The following is a 13901-nucleotide window of genomic DNA, read 5'->3' as shown; positions in this document are numbered from 1 at the left end:
CCTAAAATGACATCGAAAGGTTTCTTTTACCAAGAAAAGAGCAAATAGGAACCTAAGCGAAATGCCTTTGTTAACCGGGCATGGAACACACGCAAAGAAAAATCCCGCCTGTGGTTCTCGTTGTCGAGGACGAGCCTTTCGTGCGGATGATGGGCGCGGATCTACTTGATCAAGCTGGCTACGACGTGCTTCTGGCGAGCAATGCCGACGAGGCGCTGCGCGTGCTCGCCGCTCGTCCTGACGTTCGGGTTGTATTTACCGATATCGAAATGCCGGGATCTCTTGACGGGCTGGCCCTGGCTTGGCGCATTCATGATTGCTGGCCGAGGATCGGCGTTGTCGTGACCTCGGGACGCTGTGCCATTGGCGCCGGGGCCATGCCGGATGAAGGTCTGTTCGTGGCAAAGCCCTATGCCGCTCCGACCTTGGTGCGCCAAATCGAAAAGGTGATGCAGCGCATTCCTTCCGAGGGATAATCTCATAAAGCGCGCGCGCTTCAAGGCGATTCGATCGCGCAGATTGTCTTCGCCTTTTGCCTAATGATCTTATTGATCAGCTCTGCGCTAAACAGCGTCGCGGACGACGCTGCAGGCGTCGCGGCGTTTTTCGAGAGATGCACGGAGGCGTTGACGCGGCAACCGGACGCAACCGGAACGCATCAAAGTTTGGCCTCGGCCCTTTTTATCGTTTCGTCAGGCGTTGGAGCGGCTTCGCCGAATTGCACCCGGTAGACCCCGAGGTTCTCAGTGACCCGCTGCACATAATTTCGGGTCTCGGTAAAAGGAATTCGCTCAACCCAGTCGATTGGATCGACGCCAGGTTTGCGCGGATCGCCATAGGCGTCGATCCATTGCTTGACCCGCTTGCCTCCCGCGTTATAGGCGGCGAATGTCAAGATATAGGAGCCGCGCTGTTCGGCGAGAAGTTCGCCGAGATGAGCGGCTGCCAGTTGGGCGTTGAAGGCTGCGTCGGCCAGCAGCCGGTTCTCGTCGAAGGCGACGCCGGCGCGATCGGCTGTGCGCCGCGCCGTCGATGAAATCATCTGCATCAGTCCTTTGGCGCCGGCGGTCGAGACAGCGCTCGGGTCGAAGGCGCTTTCCTGGCGGGCGATCGAATAAATCAGCGGCGCGCCGGCTGAGTTTCGCAATGGCTGGAACGGCGGCACGCCATAAGTCGGGAAGGCGAGCGCATCGATGGCGAAGCCGCGCTGGCTCGCGAGCTTGCCGACGGTGAGCGAGATATGGGCGTCCCGCTGTTTGGCGACGACGCTGGCGAGGGCCGCTATCTGCGCTTGATCGTCAAGGTGGCGCACCGCCTCGACGGCGAGGGGCGTTGCAAGTCGCTTTTCGCCCACCGCATAAAGCAGTTCGATCACCCTGATCGATTCTTCGCGCGCGTCTCCCGTCGCCTCGTCGGCGAGGCTGCGGATCGACGCCGTCGCCAGCCCGAGCTTGCCGCGCGCAAGTTGGCCATAATAGGTCGCGGGATGCTCCGCCGCGTGTTGATAGAAGGCTTTGGCGTTCGCCAAGGCGGCATCCGAGGTCGAGGCCTCGGCGGCGCGGCCTTGCCAATAAGCCGCTCGCGCCCGCGACATAGGCGTCACCGCAACCGCGGCGAGCGCCTCGAAATGGCCGGCTGCGCGGGCGGGATCGTTTAGGAAGCGAAGCGCGATCCAGCCCGCGTGGAACTCGGCTTCGATCTGCATTTCGCGCGATGTCGCCGAATGTTCGGCGCAGAGCCGATAGGCGGTCTTCGCGTCGTCTTGATCGAGGAGTTTGCGGGCGAGAAGCCGGCGCTCCACCCACCATTCGTCGCCATTGACGAGAAGAGCAGGGTCGCGCGGCGCCGATAGGACGATAGTCACCGCCTCGCGGATTTTTTCCGCCCGCCGGAGCTTCTGAATCTGGGCGAACAGATAGCCGGGATCGGAGCGAAGCGGGGCCGGAACGGCGGCGAGGAGCTTGTCACTCGCGGCTTCGGCGATCACGGCGGCCCTGGCCTTGGCGAGGGCGAGCACATCCCGCCCGGCAAGGGCGGCGGCGCGAAAAGCGTTAGCGATCTGTTCTTTGTAAAGAAAGCGGTCGGCGCGAAACTTATGGTCGGCCTTGTCGAGATGAGCGCCGAAATCGGCCTTGATCTTGGCCTCCAGTCCGGCGTTAAGATCGGCCTCGCGCCACACTTCGCGAACCAGCGCGCCGGCTTCCGCGCTCTTGCCGTCTTGCGTCAGGGCTCGGGCCAAGGCGAGTTTGCCGGCCGGCGTCTCGGGGCCGCGGCGGCTTTCGCCGAAATAGGACCTGATGAGAGCGACGCTCTTGCGATCGCCGAACAGCGCCTCCTCGCTGCGCTTGCGCAACCACTCCTGCGCGGGCCAGCCGGGATGGGCGGCCGCGAAGGCCTGAAGCCGGTCGAATCCGGCCTCGCGCGGAAAGCTCCGCAAAGCGATCCATTCGAGAGCGGTTTGGACAGTCTTGTCCGTGGCTGTCTTGGCCGCCAGGTCGCCGCGGAGGAGATCGCCGGCTTTATAGAAGCCGATCGCCTCGGACATCCTGCTTAGGTCGAAGCCGAGCTGCGCAGCGCGCGCGGGATCGCCGGCGCCTGGCGCGCCGGGAGCAGAATCTCCCATGCGCAGGCTTGAGCGTGGATCGTCGTCGTCGTCGTCGCTGTCGCCTTCACGAAGAAAAGGGGCCTCTGGAGCTATGTAGCGCGGCTCGAAGGCCAGCAAATTGCCGCCGTCGCCAATTTGCCCCACAAAATTGAATCCGACGCCTCTCTCTTGAAGCCAGGCGCCGCCAAGACCAAGCAAAGCCGAAACGCCGATCCATGCCGCGAGTGGGAATGTCGATTGCCTTGTGAGCATGCTTCGTCCAATCCTACAGAGCGAGCGAAAAGAAAACTTGAACCATTCCTTATTAACAAAGGACGAAATTTACTCATGGCCGAAGCGCAATCCTACCGATCGGCCCTTTTCGGAAGCGGCTTTGACGTCTATGTGTCGTCACTCCCGCGCTCCGGCTGAAGGTTGAGAGTCAGCCTGGAAATTGCGGCGTCTATGGGGCGGATTGGTGGAAAGGTGGGACTGGCATGGGGAAAAAGGCGGCTTTCAAGGGTTCGATCACCGCGCTTGTCACGCCATTCCGGGCTGGGGAATTCGATGAGCGGGCCTTTCGGGCTTTGGTCGACTGGCAGATTGAAAGCGGCACGCATGGCCTGGCTCCAGCTGGAACGACCGGGGAGAGCCCCACTCTTTCGCATGCGGAGCATCGTCAAGTTGTCGCCGCTTGCGTCGCCGAGGCCAAGGGCCGCGTTCCAGTCATTGCCGGCGCTGGATCGAACAATACGCAAGAGGCCATTGAACTCGCGAAATTCGCGGAAGGCGCGGGCGCCGACGGCCTTCTCGTCGTGACGCCCTATTACAACAAGCCCTCGCAGGAGGGCCTCTATCGGCATTACAAGGCGATCAACGACGCTGTCGGCATACCGATCATCATCTATAATATTCCGCCCCGTTCAGTGGTCGATATGTCGGTGGAAACCATGCAGCGGCTTTTTGAGCTCAAGAATATCGCGGGGGTCAAGGACGCCACCGGCAACCTCGCCCGCACGGCATTGCAAAGGCAGGCGCTCGGCGCGGATTTCATTCAGCTCTCCGGCGAGGACATGACGGCGGTGGCGGTGATGTCGCTTGGCGGCCATGGCTGCATTTCGGTGACCTCCAATGTCGCGCCGAAACAGTGTTCGCAAATGCAGGAAGCGTGTATGCAAGGCGATTATGCGGCGGCCCTGAAGCTGCACGATCAGCTGAGCCCGCTTCACGCCGCTCTCTTCTTCGAGCCCAATCCCGCAGGTCCGAAACACGCGCTAGCGATGCTCGGCAAGATCGCCGACGAGGTGCGGCTTCCGATGCTGCCAGCGTCTCCCGCGGCGCTGGCTCCGCTCAAGGCCGCGATGATCCACGCCGGGCTTGTCAATGCGTGAATGGTTCTTGTCATGCGAGGTGAAGTGAGTGGCTGCGAAGAAAGAGCGCCCGCTCAAGATCGCCGCCGAAAATCGACGCGCGCGCTATAATTACGAAATCGGCGAGACCTTCGAGGCCGGCCTCATGCTGACCGGCACCGAGGTCAAATCCTTGCGCACTGGCAAGGCGACGATCGCGGAAAGTTATGCCTCGGTCGACCGGGCCGGAGAACTCTATCTGGTCAATGCGAATATCCCGGAATATTTACAGGCCAACAGGTTCAACCATGAGCCGAAGCGGCCGCGCAAGCTGCTCCTGAGGGCGCGCGAGATCGTCAAACTGGCGCAAGGAACCGAACGCGAGGGCATGACCATCGTGCCGCTGAAAATCTATTTTAATGAAAAGGGCAGGGCGAAAATCGAGATCGCGCTGGCGCGCGGCAAACAGCTGCATGATAAGCGCGAGACCGAGAAGAAACGCGACTGGAGTCGCGAAAAAGGCCGCCTGCTGCGGGAGAAGGGATGATGGAGCGCGGTTCGACAAGAGATAGCTTTGCGGCCGGCCTGTCTCGCAGCTGCGCAATTTAGCTCATGTCTCACAATACCTTCGGTCATCTTTTTCGGGTCACGACCTTTGGCGAGAGCCATGGGCCAGCGATCGGCTGCGTCGTCGACGGTTGCCCGCCCTTGCTCCCGCTCGATGAGGCGGACATCCAGACCTTCCTCGACCAGCGGCGGCCGGGAACTTCCCGCTTCACCACGCAACGGCAGGAGGCGGACCTCGTCAAGATCCTCTCCGGGGTCTTTCACGATGAAGAGACCGGGCGCCTGACAACGACCGGGACGCCGATCGCGCTTCTGATCGAGAACACCGACCAGCGGTCGAAAGATTATGACGAGGTCAAGGACAAGTACCGGCCAGGCCACGCCGATCTGACCTATGATCTGAAATATGGCATCCGGGACCATCGCGGCGGCGGCCGCTCCTCTGCGCGCGAAACCGCGAGCCGGGTGGCGGCGGGGGCGATCGCCCGCAGGATCATCGACAGGGTGCTGATCCGCGGCGCGCTGGTCCAGATCGGACCGCATAAGATCGATCGCGCCAATTGGAATTGGGAGGAGACGCAGAAAAATCCGTTCTTCTGTCCTGACGCCAAGGCCGCGGCTTTTTTCGAAGCCTATCTCGATGGCGTGCGCAAGGCGGGCTCCTCCATCGGCGCGGTGATCGAGATTGTGGCGGAGAATGTCCCTCCAGGCTGGGGCGCGCCGATCTATGGCAAGCTCGATGCGGAACTGGCGAGCGCCCTGATGTCGATCAATGCGGTCAAGGGCGTCGAAATCGGCGAGGGTTTCGCCGCCGCTGAACTCTCTGGGGAGGCCAATGCCGATGAGATTCGCTTTGGCGATGACGGGGCGCCCCTGTTCTTGTCGAACCATGCCGGCGGCGTGCTTGGCGGCATCTCGACCGGGCAGCCGATCGTCGCCCGCTTCGCGGTCAAGCCCACCTCGTCGATCCTGCAGCCGCGCCTGACGATCGATCGAAGCGGAGCAGAGACAGAAATCGTCACCAAGGGCCGACATGACCCTTGCGTCGGCATTCGCGCCGTTCCGGTCGGCGAAGCCATGGTTGCCTGCGTGCTCGCCGACCAGTTTCTGCGCCATCGCGGCCAGGTTGGAGAGGGCGCGGCTTGGCCGGTTGGGCGATGAGTGCGGTCCGCCGCGCAGAGCCACAATCCTGAAAAAGGGATCAATCTTGGCAGGGCGCAGCTAGACCAAAGCATGGAGTCTGCGTCTACCTCGCTGGAAAACTCTCCTGCGGCGCCAATAACGCTCCTGGCGCATGTCTGGCATCGGCAGGCACAATCCGCCATGCGCCGAGACAAGCTGGCCGGGCGAAAGTCGCGCGATCTTGTCGGAACTTGTGCGCGTTTGGCCTTTCAAAACCGCTCGCGCCACATTAGTTTAGCAAAACCAAACTCGACCCGGCTCCAAGGTTTTCGCATGAAACTCGGCGAATGGCTGAAGCTCAACAATGTCAGCCGCGTCGATTTCGCCCGCCGGACCGGCCTGTCGAAAGGCTCGATTTCGCAAATCTGCAATCAGGACGACGCCTGGGTATCGCGCGAGACGGCGGGGCGAATCCTGCGCGAGACCGGCGGCGCCGTCACGCCGAATGATTTTCTCGAAACGGCCGGAACGAAGGAGAAAGCGGCAATGCCCCATTCGGTCACACAGGCGATCGAGGCCATCGCGCGCGGCGAGATCATCATCGTCACCGACGACGACGATCGCGAGAACGAAGGCGATCTGATTTGCGCCGCCTCGCTCTGCACGCCGGAGAAGATGGCCTTCATCATTCGCAATTGTTGCGGCATCGTTTGCGCGCCGATCACCGCGAGCGACGCCAAGCGCTTGAATCTTCAGCCGATGGTGGCGACGAATGATGCGCCGCACGGCACGGCCTTTACCGTGTCGGTCGACGCCAGGCATGGCCTGACGACCGGCATCTCAGCCGAACAACGCAGCAATACGGTGCGCGCCCTCGCCAATGGCAATATGGGGGCGGGGGATTTCGTCCGCCCTGGCCATGTGTTTCCTCTCATCGCGCGGGAGGGCGGGGTGCTCATGCGGTCGGGCCATACCGAAGCCGCCGTCGATCTCTGCCGCCTCGCTGGGCTGCCCGCGGTTGGCGTCATCTGTGAACTCGCCAATGACGACGGCACGGTCATGGCGGGTCCGCAAATCGAGGCTTTTGCGGAAAGGCATGGCCTAAAGCGGATTTCGGTCGCCGATCTGATCGCGCATCGGCAGGAGCGGGAGAAAATCGTTCAGCGGGTCGGGGTTTTTCCGGTTGAAGGGCCGAGCGGGCCGTTGATGGGCTATGCCTATGTCACGCCCTACGACCAGGTTCAGCATTTCGCCTTCGTCCAGGGCGAAATCGGCGATGGCCGGGACATGCCGACGCGGTTGCATCGGGTCGATATCATCGCCGACCTGATCACGAGTACGGGCGGAGACAATATCCGGAAAACCTTCGCGAGCTTCAAAAGGAACGGACGCGGCGTCTTTATTTTTCTGCGCGACGGCACCGCAGGCGTCCCGGTCAATGTCGCTCTCGTGGATAAGGCGGATTCGGAGGCGCAACGCACCAAGGAATGGCGCGAGATCGGTCTTGGCGCGCAGATCCTGCGTGATCTCGGGGTGTCGTCGATCCGTCTGCGCACGTCAAAGCCGATGACCTATATCGGCCTCTCGGGATTTGGGATCGAAATTTCATCCAGCGAGGGGTTGGATTAAAGCATGATCCCAAAAAGTTGCAGACTTTTTGGATAAGATCATGCGGGGAATTCCATTTAGGATTTCGACGCGCCCATGAGGGTCAGGACATGCGCTGCGGCGGAGCGGGCGAGGCCCTCGAGGTCGTATCCCCCTTCGAGAATTGAAACGATGCGGCCTTTGGCGCATCTCTCTGCAATCTCCATCAGCCGCGTCGTCACCCAGGCGAAGTCGGCCTCGACAAGATTGAGATTGGCCAGCGGGTCGAGCCTATGCGCGTCGAAGCCGGCCGAGATCACGATCAGGTCCGGCTGAAAAGCGGTGACTCGCGGCAGGATCGCGGTCTCCATCGCCTCCCGAAAAATGCTTCCGTCCGCCCCGGCCGAGAGGGGGGCGTTGACGATATTGTCATGCTCGCCGCGCTGGTCGATCGAGCCGGTGCCCGGAAAAAGCGGCATCTGATGCGTCGAGGCATAGAGAACGGACGGGTCGGACCAGAAAATCTCTTGCGTTCCATTGCCATGATGGACGTCGAAATCGACGATGGCGACCCGCTCGGCGCCATGGACCGCCTGTGCATGCCTTGCCGCGATCGCCGCATTGTTGAAGACGCAAAACCCCATCGGCAAGGCGCGCTCTGCGTGGTGGCCGGGCGGGCGCGTCGCGACAAAAGCATTTTTCGCGTCGCCGCGCATGACTTCGTTGACTGCCGCCGTGGCGCCGCCGACGCCATGGACGATGGCCTGCCATGAGCCTGGACTGAGGATCGTGTCAGGGTCGAGATGGACGCGCCCTTCGCTCGGGGCGGCGGCTTCGATCTCGTCGATGTAGTGGGCCGGATGAACCCGCAAGATCGCGGTGCGGTCGTTGCCGGGCGCCAGCGCGCGATGGAGCATTTGAAAACGCTCATGTTCGAAAATCTGGTCGATGACGCGGATTCGGTCCGGGCGTTCCGGGTGACCGGGGCCGGTATCGTGATCGAAACTCGAAGGATGGCTCAAAAAAAGCGTCGTCACCTTACGCAAACTCGCTTGGGTCTTCTTGGGGCGTCTTCTTGGGGCCTTATAGCGCCGGCTCGGCGCCGCACCGCGGCATCGTCTCCCTTATGGCGTTACGCGGGGTCTGTCCATCACTTCCGCGGCATAATTTGGGGCGCCGTTCTGTTTCCTTTTCGCCACAGATGACCGGTTTCTTGCGTCTGGAGCGGCGATGATCATGGTAAAGACATCTCTAATAGAGTAAGCCTCAAGTTGTCTTTGAGGTCATACAATGACAATTCGTCGGCGCCCCATGTTTTATCTCGCCCGCCCGCTTTCCAGCGCGATCTTGCTGCCCCTGGCATTTGTCCTGAGCGGCTGCAATTACGCATCGGTTCCCGACCCGGCCTTGACCGCAAAGGATGCGGAGTTTCTCGCGGTCGTCCCCTCCGTCGAAGTCGATATGAATTATCGGCGCTACCGCGTCGACGATCCCACTGGCGAAGAGCCAGGGACAATCGTTGTCGATACAAGGGATAAGTTTCTCTATTTTGTCGAACCCGGCAGGAAAGCGGTTCGCTACGGCGTCGCCGTCGGCTCCGAAGCATATGGCTGGACTGGGACCGCTATCGTCGGACGCATGGCCGAATGGCCGCGATGGGTTCCGCCAGCGGAGATGGTCGAGCGGTGGCCGCATCTGCGCCCCACCGCGGCGGCGGGAGGCATCGAAGGGGGCCCCGATAATCCCCTCGGCGCGCGGGCGCTTTATCTCTACCAGGACGACAAGGACACGCTTTATCGCATCCACGGCACCAACGAGCCCGAATCGATTGGCCGGAGCGTCTCCTCAGGCTGCATTCGCATGAGCGATATTGACGTTATCGACCTCTATGGCCGCGTCAAGGTTGGTGCTAAAGTCATCGTTCGCTAGCACATGACTTTAACTTGACCGCCCCGGCGCTTATATTGCGCCGGCGATGCGCAAGTCTGCCCGAAGGCGGCATTTTTCCCAATATGCCGCATAAGATAATAGTCCAAAATCCGTCCCGCAGCGCGGCTGGGGAAATAGGAACCGACCACGGCAGATCAATCTGACCCGCCGAGCTATGGTCGCCGCATTGCGATATTACGCGGCCTCGTCATCCCGGAGCACGGCGGGAATTTCGGATGTCCGGATTTGCGGGGCCTTTTGCGGCTTACGTGCTGACGATTCCAACGCCGCCGCGACCGCGGAAATGCCAATTTCGCGATACAACCTAGCGAGAAGGTCGCGCGGACTGTTTGAGCGAAGCGGGGTTTTGGAGGAGGTGTCTTGCTCGATCATTGACTTTACTCATCTATTTTGGGGGCGGATTGGAGTTCGGAAGCTCCAATCAAATGATCATGTCGCTGGGAAGTTAACGTCGTCTAACCATATACATTTTCTTTACGGCTGCGGCCGAGGTTGGAGGAGCCGCTAGACGATATAAGCATCCTCGAAATATTTCCGGCTGTGTGAAATCGCTCTTGGATGTCTCTTCTTGCATGGAATCATTCCAGCCCCCCACTTTACTCCAACTGTGGCGGCGGGGCCGATGTAACTGACGTTGGGCCGCCCCGCCGCATTTTCAAGCCGAGCGGAGCGGTTTCCCTCGTCAGGACGGCAAGTAAGGCCGGAACATTGTTGCAGCTTTTCGCGGGATTGGACGTTTTGATCGCGATGCCTCCGAACGCCGGCCCATTCGACATCGCATCTGCGTATCGTCGATATTATTTATGTGCATGGCGCCGCGCCGGTTTGTAACGCCAAGCTGGCGGCGGCCGCTGGGACAGACCTTTGCGCAAGAGTCTTGCTACCGTCGTCTTCGCGCCGCATAACCTCCTTCGGACCTTTACGCGCTGGGCCGAGAAATCGAGATTGTCCGCTTGTTTGCAAGCGGGTCGAAAGCAGGGATCGCGCTTTGGATCAACGATATTTCCGTGACGATGCCCGGCGCGGCGCCAGCGGCTCGCGCTTTTTCGCTCGAAAGACGGTGGCCATCGTTGCGACCGCCGCGCCGGAGGATGCGCATGCGCTCAAGGAACATGCGGCGGCCCGCCGTCATTCAATCGGAAAGAAGGTCGCGGCTGTTTTCAGCATAGCGATCGCGCTCTTCTCGATTTACGTCCTCGGGCGGACGTTTTCGGCCGTCAGTCTCGGCGATTTGCGGGCCGCCATCGCGGCGACCAGCGCCGAGCAGATCGCCGCCGCCGCGCTCTTTACCGCTACGTCATTCCTTGCGCTGACCGGCTATGATGCGCTGGCCTTGCGCCAGCTTCGGACGCGGGTGGCCTATGCGACGACGGCGCTCGCCTCCTTCACGAGCTACGCCATTTCCTTCACTCTGGGATTTCCGCTGATCACCGCGGGCACTGTGCGGTACTGGATCTATTCCCAGGTCGGGTTATCGGCGAGCAAGGTCGCCACCCTCACCATTTTTGCCGGTGTGACATTCTGGTTCGGCATGGTTTTCGTGATCGGCGCGGCATTGGCCTTTCACGCGGAAGCGATCAGCGCGATCAATCATTTGAAACCCGTGCTGAACATGCTGATGGGGGTCGGCCTGCTCGCGGCGATCCTGTCCTATCTGGTCTGGGTGACGATCCGCCGCCGCCATGTCCGAATCCAGGGCTTCCGCCTGGAATTGCCTGGACTTGGCTTGACAACGGGCCAGGTCATTCTCGGCGTCATCGATCAATGCGCCGCGGCGGGCGTGCTTTATGTCCTGCTGCCGCACCATAGCGAGCTTGATTTCTTCACTTTCGTCGCCGCCTATGTTTTCGCCTGCATCCTTGGGGTCGCCAGCAGCGCGCCGGGCGGCATAGGCGTCTTCGAGGCGGCAATGCTGAAGGCCGTGCCGATCGTCTCGCAAGAATCCTTGCTGGCCTCGCTGCTGTTGTTTCGCGTCATTTACTATCTGGCCCCATTCGTCCTAGCGCTCGCCTTCCTGGGCGCGCATGAGGGCTTCCGGCGCTGGAAGTCCTTGCGCGAGGCGATGCGCCGCAGCGAAGCGGAAGGCGCGCGGCTGACCGCCGAGCTCACTCCTCCTCTCCCCCGGTCCCGAGAAAGGTGGCGGCCGAAACGATGATCTTGGCGTCGAGCCTGCCGATCGCCTCGGCGTCCTTGGGGCCATAAGGGGTCACGTCGAGAACATGGCGGATCGTTTCCAGCCGCAGACGGAGTTTGTCATTGGCGTGGATCACGGTCCAGGGCGCGGCCGCGCTGTCGGTGGTCGCGAGCATCCTCTCGAAAGCCGCCGAATAGGCGTCCCATTTGTCGACTGACGCCAAGTCGATGTCGGTGAGCTTCCAGCGCCGGACCGGATCGCGCCAGCGCGAAAGCAGCCGCTTGATCTGCATTTCGCGGCCGATCGATAGAAAGAATTTGATGATTCTGATTCCGTCCCGCGCCAGCATGGCTTCGAAAATCGGGGCTTCATATAAAAATGCCGTCGTCTCCCGTGGCGTGCAGAATCCGAAGACGGGCTCGACGGCGGCCCGGTTGTACCAGGAGCGATCGAAGATCGCGATTTCTCCACGTGGCGGCAAATGTTCGGCATAGCGCTGGAAATACCATTGCCCGGTTTCGCGCTCCGTCGGCCGGGGCAGGGCGACCACCCGGACCGACCGTGGGTTCAGATGTTCGGTCAGGCGCTGGATCGTGCCGCCCTTGCCGGCTGCGTCGCGGCCTTCAAAAATGATGACAATCCGTTCTCCCTCGCGCTTGACCCAATCGAGCATTTTGACGAGTTCGATTTGGAGCTGACGCAGTTGCGGTTTGTAGGCATCTTTTTCAAGCTTGACGTCGTAGGGAAAATCGCCCGATCGCAACGCTGCGCGCTTGGTTTTTGCCGACTGCGGCGCATCGATCGGAAATTTCAGAGACGAGGGGATGCCGCGCCGGTCAGGGCCAGCGGCCAGAGGATGTCCGCCGCTCGCGTTTTCGAGCGCATTGGCGTCGGCCTTCCCAGTCTTGTCATCTTTCGAGCTCATGCTGATTTCCTATGCTAAGCAGGATGTGATCCTGGAAAGGGAGGCTGTCGCCTTTGCCGGAAAGTTGGATCTGGTGCGGGATCGGGTGAATGCAACTCCCGTGGCGAGCGAAGGGGATCTGGCTTTCCTTGTCTTCCGGACTGGCCCGCAAATCAGCTTAAGTTTGGGTCGGCTCCTGCGGCGGGCCAAGCCATCGGCCAGACGGGACGATGGGCGGTCGAGGGACCGGGAATATCGGCGAGGCTTGGCGCGGGCCATCGCCCGTCTCAATCAAAAATATTCATAAGACATTCTAGAGCATTGATAATCCGTATCTTATTTTCAAAAATTTGTTGTCGTTACGGCGGCGGATGGGAGGGCAATTCCGGCGCCCGCATGATCCTTGATCTCAACTCTCACTCCTGCGCATAAACCACAAAGTGAGGGCGTTATGGACAAAGACCGTTCGGCTCGAGACCGTGTGATTGTGGGCAGGCTCATCGACGCTTTGCCGGAAGCCGTCATCGTCATCGACGCGGCCGATCGCGTGAGCGCCGTCAACGCTCCGGCGCAAGCCTTGTTCCCAGCGGTGCGGCCGGACGATCTGCTGGCGCGCGGTTTGCGCGCTCCCGATGTGCTTGATGCGGTTACGCGGGCGCGGGCCTCTGGCCATCCCGAAAGAGCGACTTGGCTGGAGCGCGTGCCGGTGGAGCGATACTTCGAATTGAGCGTCGCCGTAATGGACGGAGCGGCGTTCGAGCCTATGATGATCTTGACCTTGCATGACCTGAGCGAAGCCCGCAGGGTCGAGCGGATGCGGGTCGATTTTGTCGCCAACGCCAGCCACGAATTGCGGACGCCGCTTGCCTCCTTGCTGGGCTTCGTGGAGACGCTCCAGGGACCGGCTCGCGAGGATGCGCATGCGAGGATAAAGTTCCTCGGCATTATGCGCGAGCAAGCGCAAAGGATGACGCGTCTGGTCGACGATCTTTTGTCGTTGTCGCGGATCGAGCAGAATTTGCACCTGCGGCCGCAGACGCCGGTCGATATGGTCTCGATCCTTCGCCATATCGCCGACACGCTTGCGCCAATGGCGCGCGACAATGATGTCGTTCTGAAGGTCGATGCGCCTGCCGCGGTGATCGTTGGGGGCGATCGCGACGAATTGCTGCGCGTCGTCGAAAATCTGGTCGAAAACGCGATCAAATATGGAGCCTCCGAACAGACCAGCGCCGACCGCCGGGTCGAGATTACGCTCGTGGCGCAGGAGCGCCAATGCGTCTTGAGCGTGCGCGATCACGGCCCCGGAATCGCGCCAGAACATCTGCCCCGGCTAACCGAACGCTTTTACAGGGTCGACGCCGGCTTGAGCCGGGCCAAGGGCGGCACCGGCCTTGGCCTCGCCATCGTGAAACATATTGTCGCGCGCCATCGCGGCCGGCTGGGCATCGAGTCGACGCCGGGAGCGGGGGCGACGTTCCGCGTGACGCTACCGCTGAAAGGACGCTGAATGGCGTGAGATTTTATGCTCTATTGTGAAATCGATCTATGTCATGAACATGTCATGTTGGCTTCATAAACCCCTTGTGAAGGACGTTTAGGCTTTGGACTGAGGCGCTTGCGAAAGTGTTTCTTGGGCCTCGAACCGAGCGTCGGAAGGATCTTTCGGCGCGATGCCGGGCCCGCTTTCCTTTAGCTCCCCTT

General features: G+C 61.1%; 11 protein-coding genes. 8 read left to right on the top strand and 3 right to left on the bottom strand.

All coding sequences use genetic code 11. The features are described from left to right. Nucleotides 1-110 precede the first annotated feature (110 nt). Nucleotides 111-476, top strand: coding sequence for a response regulator (locus DL86_RS01975; RefSeq protein ID WP_342585839.1), 366 nt, complete (start codon nucleotides 111-113; stop codon nucleotides 474-476). Nucleotides 477-658: 182 nt separating this feature from the next. On the opposite strand, the gene DL86_RS01970 is transcribed toward DL86_RS01975, so the two are convergent. After that, nucleotides 659-2857 carry a lytic transglycosylase domain-containing protein gene (locus tag DL86_RS01970; protein ID WP_051952484.1) on the bottom strand — a complete coding sequence of 733 codons (2199 nt, stop codon included), beginning with the start codon at nucleotides 2855-2857 and terminating at the stop codon, nucleotides 659-661. Between the two features lie 224 nt (nucleotides 2858-3081). Here DL86_RS01970 and dapA point away from each other — a divergent pair, with 224 nt between their 5' ends. The 4 genes from dapA (at nucleotide 3082) to ribB (ending at nucleotide 7251) form a co-directional block, all read left to right on the top strand. Beyond that, nucleotides 3082-3975: a 4-hydroxy-tetrahydrodipicolinate synthase gene (gene dapA / locus DL86_RS01965; protein ID WP_036257518.1), complete on the top strand. Its 894-nt coding sequence runs from the start codon at nucleotides 3082-3084 to the stop codon at nucleotides 3973-3975. A 28-nt stretch (nucleotides 3976-4003) separates the two neighbouring features. Next, entirely contained in the window at nucleotides 4004-4480 is a 477-nt protein-coding gene (gene smpB / locus DL86_RS01960; protein ID WP_036257517.1) for an SsrA-binding protein SmpB, read from the top strand. A 65-nt stretch (nucleotides 4481-4545) separates the two neighbouring features. Beyond that, nucleotides 4546-5661, top strand: a complete 1116-nt coding sequence (gene aroC / locus DL86_RS01955) for a chorismate synthase (RefSeq protein ID WP_036257516.1) — start codon at nucleotides 4546-4548, stop codon at nucleotides 5659-5661. 294 nt (nucleotides 5662-5955) lie between these two features. Then, entirely contained in the window at nucleotides 5956-7251 is a 1296-nt protein-coding gene (ribB, locus tag DL86_RS01950; RefSeq protein WP_051952483.1) for a 3,4-dihydroxy-2-butanone-4-phosphate synthase, read from the top strand. A gap of 56 nt (nucleotides 7252-7307) precedes the next feature. Here ribB and DL86_RS01945 read toward each other — a convergent pair whose 3' ends face one another. Next, the gene (locus DL86_RS01945; RefSeq protein ID WP_036257514.1) at nucleotides 7308-8246 is read right to left on the bottom strand and encodes a histone deacetylase family protein; all 939 of its coding nucleotides are present in this window, start codon (nucleotides 8244-8246) and stop codon (nucleotides 7308-7310) included. Between the two features lie 274 nt (nucleotides 8247-8520). Here DL86_RS01945 and DL86_RS01940 point away from each other — a divergent pair, with 274 nt between their 5' ends. Both DL86_RS01940 and DL86_RS01930 read left to right on the top strand, forming a co-directional pair. Further along, nucleotides 8521-9138 carry a L,D-transpeptidase gene (locus DL86_RS01940; RefSeq protein WP_036257512.1) on the top strand — a complete coding sequence of 206 codons (618 nt, stop codon included), beginning with the start codon at nucleotides 8521-8523 and terminating at the stop codon, nucleotides 9136-9138. Between the two features lie 1009 nt (nucleotides 9139-10147). Further along, a complete protein-coding gene (locus DL86_RS01930) occupies nucleotides 10148-11314 on the top strand; it encodes a lysylphosphatidylglycerol synthase domain-containing protein (RefSeq protein WP_084572621.1) in 1167 nt (388 codons plus the stop codon). Here the strand turns inward: DL86_RS01930 and ppk2 are convergent. Beyond that, nucleotides 11265-12218 carry a polyphosphate kinase 2 gene (gene ppk2, locus DL86_RS01925; RefSeq protein WP_084572620.1) on the bottom strand — a complete coding sequence of 318 codons (954 nt, stop codon included), beginning with the start codon at nucleotides 12216-12218 and terminating at the stop codon, nucleotides 11265-11267. The two genes, DL86_RS01930 and ppk2, sit on opposite strands and share 50 nt — an antisense overlap. 430 nt (nucleotides 12219-12648) lie before the next feature. On the opposite strand from ppk2, the gene DL86_RS01915 reads away from it, so the two are divergent. Continuing rightward, a complete protein-coding gene (locus DL86_RS01915) occupies nucleotides 12649-13707 on the top strand; it encodes an ATP-binding protein (protein ID WP_036257509.1) in 1059 nt (352 codons plus the stop codon). Nucleotides 13708-13901 lie beyond the last annotated feature (194 nt).

It is taken from the genome of Methylocapsa aurea, assembly GCF_000746085.1.
Classification (GTDB): Bacteria; Pseudomonadota; Alphaproteobacteria; order Rhizobiales; family Beijerinckiaceae; genus Methylocapsa; species Methylocapsa aurea.
The sequence above is the reverse complement of the archived record's forward strand: the minus strand, read 5'-3'. Positions and strand labels throughout refer to the sequence as shown.

Coding starts and splice junctions, on each gene's coding strand:
- DL86_RS01970 (WP_051952484.1), bottom strand. CDS start 2,857: ATGCTCACAAGGCAATCGACATTCCCACTCGCGGCATGGATCGGCGTT.
- aroC (WP_036257516.1), top strand. CDS start 4,546: ATGTCTCACAATACCTTCGGTCATCTTTTTCGGGTCACGACCTTTGGC.
- ribB (WP_051952483.1), top strand. CDS start 5,956: ATGAAACTCGGCGAATGGCTGAAGCTCAACAATGTCAGCCGCGTCGAT.
- DL86_RS01940 (WP_036257512.1), top strand. CDS start 8,521: ATGTTTTATCTCGCCCGCCCGCTTTCCAGCGCGATCTTGCTGCCCCTG.
- dapA (WP_036257518.1), top strand. CDS start 3,082: ATGGGGAAAAAGGCGGCTTTCAAGGGTTCGATCACCGCGCTTGTCACG.
- ppk2 (WP_084572620.1), bottom strand. CDS start 12,218: ATGAGCTCGAAAGATGACAAGACTGGGAAGGCCGACGCCAATGCGCTC.
- DL86_RS01915 (WP_036257509.1), top strand. CDS start 12,649: ATGGACAAAGACCGTTCGGCTCGAGACCGTGTGATTGTGGGCAGGCTC.